Annotated in this window: 7 protein-coding genes; 4 read left to right on the forward strand and 3 right to left on the reverse strand. The window is 72.4% G+C overall.

The window, feature by feature from the left end; translation table 11 throughout:
* Positions 1 to 2,336, forward strand: a 2,336-nt coding sequence (locus CA983_RS36260) for a transglutaminase TgpA family protein (RefSeq protein ID WP_107500320.1), incomplete at its 5' end; no start/stop codon positions are given.
* Between the two features lie 285 nt (positions 2,337 to 2,621).
* On the opposite strand, the gene CA983_RS36265 is transcribed toward CA983_RS36260, so the two are convergent.
* The 3 genes from CA983_RS36265 to CA983_RS36275 form a co-directional block, all read right to left on the reverse strand.
* The gene (locus CA983_RS36265; RefSeq protein ID WP_086604991.1) at positions 2,622 to 3,023 is read right to left on the reverse strand and encodes a DUF3040 domain-containing protein; all 402 of its coding nucleotides are present in this window, start codon (positions 3,021 to 3,023) and stop codon (positions 2,622 to 2,624) included.
* Positions 3,024 to 3,302: 279 nt separating this feature from the next.
* A complete protein-coding gene (locus CA983_RS36270) occupies positions 3,303 to 4,100 on the reverse strand; it encodes a methyltransferase (RefSeq protein ID WP_086604992.1) in 798 nt (265 codons plus the stop codon).
* A gap of 194 nt (positions 4,101 to 4,294) precedes the next feature.
* Positions 4,295 to 4,858, reverse strand: a complete 564-nt coding sequence (locus tag CA983_RS36275; RefSeq protein ID WP_086604993.1) for an SAV_6107 family HEPN domain-containing protein — start codon at positions 4,856 to 4,858, stop codon at positions 4,295 to 4,297.
* Positions 4,859 to 5,039: 181 nt separating this feature from the next.
* On the opposite strand from CA983_RS36275, the gene CA983_RS36280 reads away from it, so the two are divergent.
* The 3 genes from CA983_RS36280 (at position 5,040) to CA983_RS36290 (ending at position 8,633) form a co-directional block, all read left to right on the forward strand.
* Entirely contained in the window at positions 5,040 to 5,852 is an 813-nt protein-coding gene (locus CA983_RS36280; protein WP_244207240.1) for an ATP-binding cassette domain-containing protein, read from the forward strand.
* Positions 5,824 to 7,908 carry a YhgE/Pip family protein gene (locus tag CA983_RS36285; protein WP_086604995.1) on the forward strand — a complete coding sequence of 695 codons (2,085 nt, stop codon included), beginning with the start codon at positions 5,824 to 5,826 and terminating at the stop codon, positions 7,906 to 7,908. The genes CA983_RS36280 and CA983_RS36285 overlap by 29 nt, the downstream gene beginning before the upstream one ends.
* 95 nt (positions 7,909 to 8,003) lie before the next feature.
* A complete protein-coding gene (locus CA983_RS36290; RefSeq protein ID WP_059423228.1) occupies positions 8,004 to 8,633 on the forward strand; it encodes a TetR/AcrR family transcriptional regulator in 630 nt (209 codons plus the stop codon).
* Positions 8,634 to 8,783: the final 150 nt, after the last annotated feature.

An 8,783-nucleotide genomic window follows, 5' to 3' on the forward strand; every position in this document is an offset into this window, starting at 1 on the left:
GCGCCCTCCTGCCCCTCGTCAAGCCGGCGACCTGGATCGTGCAGGCGGCCTTCCTGCTGGCCGTGCAGGCGGGCGTGGGTGCCGCGGCCCGCAGGGTGCCGCTGGCGCGCCCGCTGACGGTGGCGGCACAGGCAGTGGTCACGGTGCTGCTGCTGACGTTCGTGTTCGCCCGTGAGCAGGCCCTCGCCGGGCTGGTGCCCGGGCCTGACGCCCTCGACCGCTTCGCGCTCCTGCTCCGGCAGGGCGGGGACGACATCGCGCGGTACGCCATCCCGGCTCCCCTGGAGTCCGACGGCATCCGGCTGATGCTCATCGGCGGTGTCCTGATCATCGGGCTGCTGGTGGACACCCTCGCGGTGACCTTCCGCAGTGCCGCCCCGGCCGGTCTGCCACTGCTCGCGCTGTACTCGGTGGCCGCGGGGCTGTCCGACGGGGGCACGGACTGGCTGTGGTTCCTGGTCGCGGCGGCGGGCTATCTGATGCTGCTCCTGGCCGAGGGCCGGGACCGGCTCTCCCAGTGGGGCCGGGTCTTCGGCGGGGCCCCGCGCATGGCCGGAGGAGAGCCGAGCGGCGCGATCGCCCCGGTCCGCACGGGCCGGCGGATCGGCGTGGTGGCGCTGGGCATCGCCCTGGTGGTGCCGCTCGGACTGCCCGCGATGAACGGGGGGCTGCTGGACTCCGTGGGCGCGGGCGCGGGCGGCGGCACGGGCGGCGGCGGCACGATCTCCGCCGTGAACCCGCTGGTGTCGCTGCGCGACAATCTGAACGTGGACGAGGACCGGCAGGTCCTCTCCGTGAAGACGAAGATGGCCGACGTCTCGGACCTCTATCTGCGGATCGTGTCCCTGGACGAGTTCGACGGCACGACCTGGAAACCGGCCCGGCGCTCCATCACCGCCGTCCCCGAGGGCACCTTCCCGACCCCGATCGGGCTCGGCTCCGACGTCAAACGCACGGAGGTCGACAGCACGATCACGGCGGCCGGCTGGTACGGCCAGGACTGGCTGCCCATGCCGTACCCGCCGAGCGGCGTCACCATCCGGGGCAACTGGCGTTACGAGCCCCTGGGCATGACGCTGGTCGGCGACCACGGCCAGAACACACAAGGACTGACGTACCAGGTCAGGAGCCTGGACGTGCAGCCGACGGCGGAGCAGCTGGCCTCGGCGGCGCCCCCGCCGGCGGCCATCAAGCGCGACTTCACCAAACTGCCCGACTCGCTGCCCTCGGTGGTGGCCCGCACCGCCCGCCAGGTCACCGCGGGCGCCGCCAACCCCTACGACCAGGCGGTCAAGCTCCAGGACTGGTTCGCCGTGACCGGCGGCTTCGAGTACGACACCAAGGTGCAGGTCGGCAGCGGCTCGGAGGGGATCGCCCGGTTCCTGCAGGACAAGCAGGGCTTCTGCGTGCACTTCTCCTTCGCGATGGCGGCGATGGCCCGCTCCCTGGGCATACCGGCCCGGGTCGCGGTGGGCTTCGCGCCCGGTTCCCCGCAGGCGGACGGCACGGTGTCGGTGGGGCTGCGCGACGCGCACGCCTGGCCCGAGCTGTACTTCGAGGGCGTGGGCTGGACCCGCTTCGAGCCGACTCCGAACCGCGGCTCGATGCCGCCGTACACGCTGCCGGAGAGCCCCGGCAGCTCGGTGCCGGACGTGGCGCGCCCGTCCCAGACGTCATCGGCCGCGCCGTCCCCGACGCCCTCGGCGAGCGAGAGCTGCACCCCGGAGCAGAGGAGGCTGGACGGCGGGTGCGCGAGCGAGTCCCCGCAGGCGGTGCTGCCCACGGGCGACGACGGGCCGAAGTGGTACGCCATCCTGGCCTGGGTCCTCGCGGGCCTCGCCGTCCTGGCGCTTCCACTGGCACCGATGCTGTGGCGCCTGCGGACCCGGGCGGTCCGGCTGGGGGCGCACGGCCGCGGTGAGGCGGACGCGGTGCCGCACACACTGGCCGTCTGGCAGGAGCTGACCGACACGGCCTGGGACTTCGGCATCGCGCCGGACGAGTCACAGACTCCGCGCAAGGCGGCCGCCCGTATCGTCCGGCTGGGCTCCCTCGACGCGACGGCCGCGGCCTCGGTGCACCGGGTGGCGAACGCGGTGGAGCAGGTCCTGTACGCACCGCGGCCCCGCCCGACGGCGGGCCTCACGGACGACGTCCGCCGTGCGGCGGCGGGCCTGAGCGCCGGGGTCGGCCGTGGCACCAGACTCCGTGCGGTGCTGGCCCCACGCTCCACCGTGCGCGTGCTGTGGGCGGCGTCGGCCTGGTGGTCGGGCGTGCGGGAACGTGCCCTGGCGCTGCGGCCGACGTGGCGGAAGGCATCGGGGCAGCAGGGCTGACGGGCGGGGGTGGCTCCGGCCGGTCGGGGGTTTGTGCGCCCGGCCGGCCTCGCTGTGTCTGCCCGGGGTTGGTCGGTGAGGCGTCCGGCTTCCCGTCGCCCCCCGGCTAGCGCGCGCCGGACCGGGCGGGGGGCGGCCCCTCGGAGAGGTCCATCCCTCGGGAGCCAGTCGCCCCGGGAGCCAGTCGGGCTTCGTACGCACGCGCACGCGTCAGGGGGTGACCACCCAGTCGGTGGTCACCCCCTGACTCATGTCTTCAGGTGTCCTGGAGATCTACGCTCCGGACTAATGGCCGCCCTGCTCGTCGCGGCGCTTCTGCCAGCGCTGCTCGATGCGGTCCATCATGGAGCGTCGTTGCCGGCCCTGACGGCGGGCGGCCGGCTGTCCGCCGGCCCCGGCCGCCTGTTCGCCCGGCTTGGGGGCCTTGCGCCAGCCGGTCACGGCGAGCACCGCGCAGCCCAGCATGACGAGGAAGCCCACGACGCTGAGCCAGACCTGTTTGGCGACCATACCGGCCATGAGGAGCGCAATACCTACGAGGAAGCCCGCGACCGCCTGGTAGACCCGTCGCCGGGTGTACGTACGCAGCCCGCTTCCCTCGAGCGCCGTCGCGAACTTGGGATCTTCGGCGTACAGCGCTCGCTCCATCTGCTCGAGCATGCGCTGCTCGTGCTCCGAGAGCGGCACGGAGTCCTCCTCATCGTGCAGTCGCCGGGGCGACCCGGGGGGTCTCTTCAGGATAGGCAGGGAATCGCCCCCGTGAAACCCGCCCCTCTGCGCCAATTGGCCAACCGGAACACGCCATGAGCATCCCGGCTCGCTGAGGCCTACATTCCCCGGCGGCCGACCCGTCATGCCGGAACGGTCTCCCTCGATCATACGGCGCCAAGCCCCCATTCGGGGGGCCTGTGGCGTACTCCATGCACCGCCCACGCGCTGATCAGCGGCGGTACCTCATGAAGCTGCTCATGCCTCGCTTGACCCGTCGGTCTCGCTTACCTCATCAGTCCCAGCGGTCTCACCCAGCACATGAAGCTGGGTTGCCACCGAGTGGAAGGCGGGAAGCTCGGCGGCGGCCTCCTCCAGCTTCAGCAGCGCCTCCAGGGCGCCGGGCTCGGTGTCGACGAGGACGCCGGGCACGAGGTCGGCGAAGACCCGCACGCCGTGCACGGCGCCGACGCGCAGGCCCGCGCCCTCGACCAGTCCGGTGAGCTGGTCGGCGGTGAAGCGGCGCGGGACGGGGTCACCCGTGCCCCATCGCCCGTTCGGGTCGTCGAGCGCCTGCCGGGCCTCCTTGAAGTGCCCGGCGAGGGCGCGGGCCAGCACGGCACCCCCGAGACCGGCGGCGAGCAGGCTGAGGACGCCCTCGGAGCGCAGGGCCGCCACCGCGTTGCGGACGCCCTCGGCCGGGTCGTCCACGTACTCCAGGACACCGTGGCACAGCACCACGTCGTAGCCACCGCGCTCGGCCACGTCGAAAAGGCCGTGGGCGTCGCCCTGCACGCCCTTCACCCGGTCGGCGACTCCTGCCTCGGCGGCGCGGCGCTCCAGGGCGAACAGCGCGTTGGGGCTGGGGTCGACGACGGTGACCCGGTGACCGAGCCGGGCGACGGGCACCGCGAAGTTGCCGCTGCCACCCCCGGTGTCGAGGACGTCCAGCGACTCCCGACCCGTGGCCTTGACCCGGCGATCCAGGGCGTCCTGGAGGACCTCCCAGACCACGGCGGTACGGAGTGAGGCGCGGGGGCGCATCGGGTCCGACACGGCAGTTGACTCCTCGGCGCGGCACCGCCTCTTGCACGGCGGAGCGAACGGGGTGTCTTCCCCGGTCCCGGCGACGGGGAGGGAAGACTTCAGGCGTCCCCCACCCTATTGCCTCCGGCCGGGCAGCCGGATGGCCCGGTCCTCACCCGGGCACGCGTCGGCACGACCGGCGGACTCGCGCCGCCGGTGCCGGCTCAGCCCGCGTCCGGCATGTCCCGCCCCTCCCCCGGTCCTTCCGGGTGGTCCTGGTCCGGGCGGGGCTGCGGGAGGACCGGCTGGAGGACCAGCATGCGCTCGACGAGGCGGAGGAACATCGCCACGTCCCGTATCAGGTCGTCGGCGTCCCGGCTGCTGGCCGCGTCCTGGATGCCCGCCTCGGCCCGGGCGCGGCGCCGGGCGCCGGCGGCGAACAGCGCACTCCACTCGGACAGTTCGGGCGCGATCTCGGGGAGCACTTCCCAGGCGCTCCTGATCTTGGCCCGGGCTCGGGGCGAGGTCTCCGGCCGCCCTCGGGCGGCGAGCACGGCGGCGGCCGTGCGCAGGGCGGCGAGATGGGCGGTCGCGTAGCGCTCGTTCGGAGTTTCCAGGACGGCGGCCTCGTCGAGGCCGGCGCGGGCCTGGGCGAGCAGGTCGAGGGCGGCGGGCGGGGCGGAGGCCCGGCGGAGCACGGGGTGGACATCGCTCGCCGGACCGGTCAGTGAGGGGGCAGGGCCGGTGGCGCGGCGCCGGCGGGCGGCTGCTGCGTGGTAGCTGGCCATGACGAACCTCCTGTCGTCTGTGTGACGGCATGTCCGTTACGGAGTGCCGTATGTGACCCATCGTGAGGTATGGCACTGACAATCCGATCTGACCTGCGGTTTTGCCTCGCTCGTAGGTTCGGAGTAGTTTTTGCACTGACCAGTCAGTTCAAAAACTTCAGTTCTCAATCGAAGGAGACTCGTGGGGGAACGAGTGGGAGGGGCGCGGGTCGCCGCCGAGGGCCTTGGGGTCAAAGGGCCGCGCGGGTGGGCGTTCCGCGGCATCTCCGTCGACGCCGAGCCGGGGTCACTCGTCGCGGTCGAGGGCCCGTCCGGGTCCGGCCGTACGTGCCTGCTGCTCGCGCTGACGGGGCGGATGAAGATCGCGGAGGGCACCGCCACCGTCGGCGGGGCCCGGCTCCCCAAGCAGTTGTCGGCCGTGCGCCGCGTCAGCGCCCTGGCCCATGTACCCGGGGTCACCGACCTCGACCCGGCCCTGACCGTCGGCGAGCACCTGCGGGAACGGGCGCTGCTCCAGCGGCGGTTCGGCGACTCCCTGCGCGGGCTGCTGCGGCCCCGCGGCGAGCGGGCGGCCGAGGCCGGGCGCCGCGTCGGCGCGGCACTGGCCGCCGCCGGTCTCGACCTGGAGGCGCTGCCCAAGGGCCCCCGTACCGCCGTACGCGATCTGGAGCGTCTGGAGGCGCTGCGGCTGTCGGTCGCTCTCGCGCTCGTCGCCCGGCCGCTGCTGCTCGGGGTCGACGACACCGACCTCAAGCTCTCGGACGGCGAGCGGGACGAGGTCTGGTCCCTGCTCAGGTCCCTCGCCGACGCCGGGACCACGGTCGTGGCGGTGTGCAGTGAGGCCCCAGAGGGTGCCGTCCGGGTGTCCACCCAGGAGAAGCAGGACGACAGCGACGATCACCGGGCCGACGAGGACGACAAGGCCGACCAGGCCGACCAGGCCGACCAGGGAGAGGAGAAGGCCGATGCGCTCGCCGAGACTGGCCGCGCTTGAGCTCCGCCGCTTCGGCCGGGGCAAGCTGCCGCGCGCCGCGCTGGTCGCGCTGCTGGTGCTGCCGCTGCTGTACGGCGCGCTGTACCTGTGGTCGTTCTGGGACCCGTACGGCCGTCTGGACCGTATCCCCGTGGCGCTCGTGAACGACGACAAGGGGGCGACCGCCGACGGGAAGAAGATCACGGCGGGTGACGACATCACGAAGGGCCTGCACGACAGCAAGACCTTCGACTGGCAGGAGGTGAGTGCAGCCGAGGCCCGCAGGGGTGTCGAGGACGGCACGTACTACCTGTCGCTCACCATGCCCGCCGACTTCAGCGAGCGGATCGCCTCCAGTTCCGGGAACTCCCCGGAGACCGGCGCCCTCCAGGTGCGCACCAACGACGCGAACAACTACATCGTCGGGCAGATCTCCCGGACGGTGTTCAGCGAGGTGCGGCAGGCCGCGTCCACGAAGACGTCGCGGTCCTTCCTGGACAAGATCTTCGTCTCGTTCTCCGACATTCACGGCAAGACCGTGAAGGCGGCGAAGGGGGCCGACGAGCTCAAGGGCGGCATCGGGAAGGCCGAGAAGGGCTCCAAGGACCTCGCCGACGGCCTGAAGGACGCCAAGGACGGCAGCGGGAAGCTGTCCAAGGGCCTGAAGAAGCTCCACACGGGTGCGGGCGACCTCGCGGACGGCTCGAAGCGGGTCGCGGAAGGCACGCAGAAGCTCGCCGACAGCGTCAACACGACCGCCGGCAAGGTGGGCCCGTTCCTGAAGGGCAACGAGAAGACCATCGGCGACACGGCCCGGCTCGTCGCCGACTCCTCCGGTGTGATCCGCAAGCACCTGGACACCCTGGCGAAGACGGCCCCGACCGCCGCCAAGGGCGCCCGCACGGCCTCGGACACGCTGAACGGCGTCTACGCCAGGCGCTGCGACGACCCCGTCCTGCCCGACGCCGCCTGTGCCGACCTGAAGAAGGCCAAGGACGCGGCCGCCGACGTCGCCGTCATCGCCGACGACGTCAACACGCTGATCGCGGACCAGAACGGCGACCTGACGAAGCTCGACAAGAACCTCGCCACCCTCCAGAAGCAGTCCCAGGCCCTGGCCGAGCGCGCGCCGCACCTCTCCGAGGACCTCGACGACGCCGTCAAGAAGATCAACAAGCTGAACGACGGGGCGGCCGAGGTCGCCGCTGGCGCGAAGAAGCTGCACAAGGGGCTCGGCACGGCCAAGACCGGCGCCGTCGACTTGGACAAGGGCGTCGGTGATCTGAAGACGGGCGCGGACGACCTCAACGGCGGCTTGTTCAAGCTCGTCGACGGCTCCGGCAAGCTCGCCGGCGGGCTGCACGACGGCGCGGAGCGGATCCCCGACTACGACAAGCGGGACCGCGACCAGCGCACCGAGGTCATGGCCGACCCCGTGCGGCTCGCCTCCCAGGACCTGCACAAGGCGCCCAACTACGGCACCGGGTTCGCCCCGTACTTCATCCCGCTGTCGCTGTGGGTGGGCGCGATGGTGGCCTACATGCTGATCACGCCGATGAATCGGCGCGCGCTCGCCGCGGGCGCCTCGGCATGGCGGATCGCGCTGGCCGGCTGGCTGCCGGTGGTGGCGATCGGGGTGCTCCAGACGGTGGCCCTGATGTCGGTGCTGCACTGGGCGGTCGGCCTGGAGATGGTGCGGGCGGCCGGGACGGTGGGCTTCCTGTTCCTGGTGACCGCGTGCTTCGCGGCGATCGTGCAGTGGCTGAACGCGCGCTTCGGGGCGGCGGGCCGGATCCTCGTCCTCGCCCTGCTGATGCTCCAGCTGACCTCTGCGGGCGGCACGTACCCCGTGCAGACCAGCCCCGGCTTCTTCAACGCGCTCCACCCCTTCCTGCCGATGAGCTACGTCGTCGAGGCCCTGCGCAGGCTCATCACGGGCGGTGGTCTGGAACCGGTGTGGCACGCGTGCGTGGTGCTGACGGCGTTCACCGCGGGCGCCCTCGCGCTGACCGCCGTGGCGGCCCGCCGCCGCCAGGTGTGGACGCTGGACCGGCTGCACCCGGAGCTGAGCCTGTGAGTGCTTCGGTGACACCCCCTGTGAGCCCTACGGTGACACCCCCTGTCAGCCCTTCGGTGACATCACCCGGAAAGGTTCCTGTGACAATCAGGGCCATGGAAAGCAGCAGTGCCGCGTCGGGCGGCAGCACGCGCCGCGAGGCCACCCGGCAGAAGCTCTACGAGGCGGCCGTCACACTCATCGCCGAGCAGGGTTTCTCCGCCACGACCGTGGACGAGATCGCCGAGCGTGCCGGAGTCGCGAAGGGCACGGTCTACTACAACTTCGCGAGCAAGTCCGTCCTCTTCGAGGAACTGCTGCGGCACGGGGTCGGCCTCCTCACCGCCTCCCTGCGGGAAGCGGCCGAGCGGACCGCCCGCGAGGGCGGCACCAAGGTCGACGCCCTGGACGCGATGATCCGCGCGGGACTGGTCTTCATCGACCGCTACCCGGCCTTCACGCAGTTGTACGTGGCCGAGCTGTGGCGCACGAACCGGGCCTGGCAGTCCACGCTGATGGTGGTCCGGCAGCAGGCCGTAGCGGTCGTGGAGGACGTGCTGCGCGAGGGCGTGGCGGGCGGCGAGTTCAGCGACGAGATCGACGTCCCGCTGACGGCGGCCGCGCTGGTCGGCATGGTCCTGGTGGCCGCGCTGGACTGGAAGTCCTTCCAGCCTGAGCGCTCCCTGGACGACGTCCACGCGGCCCTGTCCCGGCTGCTCCAGGGGCGGGTGAGCGGCTGCCGCTGAGGGAACGTCCTGCGCGGCTGCCGCTGAGGCCACACCCCGAGCGGCTTCCGCCGAAGGCAGCCCCGGCGCAGATGCGAAAGCGCCGGTCCGCTGTGGCCGCGTCCCCCGCGGGCCACCTCGAACCGGCGCCTTCCCTTCTCCCCCGTTTTC

It is taken from the genome of Streptomyces swartbergensis (genome assembly GCF_002148965.1).
Lineage (GTDB): Bacteria > Actinomycetota > Actinomycetes > Streptomycetales > Streptomycetaceae > Streptomyces > Streptomyces swartbergensis.

Coding starts and splice junctions, on each gene's coding strand:
- CA983_RS36290 (WP_059423228.1), top strand. CDS start 8,004: ATGGAAAGCAGCAGTGCCGCGTCGGGCGGCAGCACGCGCCGCGAGGCC.
- CA983_RS36275 (WP_086604993.1), bottom strand. CDS start 4,858: ATGGCCAGCTACCACGCAGCAGCCGCCCGCCGGCGCCGCGCCACCGGC.
- CA983_RS36285 (WP_086604995.1), top strand. CDS start 5,824: ATGCGCTCGCCGAGACTGGCCGCGCTTGAGCTCCGCCGCTTCGGCCGG.